The sequence below is a fragment of the Halolamina salina genome (assembly GCF_042678005.1).
Taxonomy (GTDB): domain Archaea; phylum Halobacteriota; class Halobacteria; order Halobacteriales; family Haloferacaceae; genus Halolamina; species Halolamina salina.
Map to the genome: position 1 here is coordinate 29,577 of NZ_JBHUDH010000053.1, position 583 is coordinate 30,159.

Genomic DNA, 583 nt, shown 5'->3' on the forward strand with positions numbered 1-583 from the left:
CTCCCACTCCGCGGGGCCGACTTTCTCGGCGGCGCGGTACTCGCCGGCCTCCAGCGCGGCGAGAAACGGCTCGGGCAGGCCGCCGTCGGCCTCCTCGAACGTCTCGGCCATCGCGTGGATCGTCTCCTCGTTCTCGAGGATGTTCCCCTGAACGGTGTAGTTCTCGCCCTGCACGTCGAGCGCGGTGTCGAAGCAGTCCTCGCCCGTGAACCCGGCGACGGAGCCGTCCGTGCCGACGACGCCGACCTGCCGGCGCTCGGCCTCGTCGTCCTCGTCGGTCAGCCGTTCGATCGTCTCCTCGGCGGTCAGCCCGTTCCGGAGATGTTCGAGCCCGTCCTCGCCGTAGGCGACGTTCGCGAAGCTCTGTGTCGCGATCGCGCCCGCCTCGGCGTCCGCGAAGGGGACGACCGAGCCCACGCTGACGAACTTCGACTGGACGGCGATCCCGATCGCGTCGTCCGCTTTGGCGACGATGGAGAACGTCATGTGCGATCGGTCGGGCGGCGGCGAGAAAAGCGTTGACGCCGCGGCAGCCACGCCGCAGTCAGTCCGTCGGCACGACGGCGGGCGCCCGATCACGCCC

Annotated in this window: 1 protein-coding gene; it reads right to left on the bottom strand. The window is 70.5% G+C overall.

Annotated elements, in window-relative coordinates; genetic code table 11:
• A partial coding sequence (locus ACFR9S_RS06485; protein WP_379818298.1) for a DUF1028 domain-containing protein occupies nt 1-486 on the bottom strand: 486 nt, incomplete at its 3' end.
• Between the last annotated feature and the right edge of the window lie 97 nt (nt 487-583).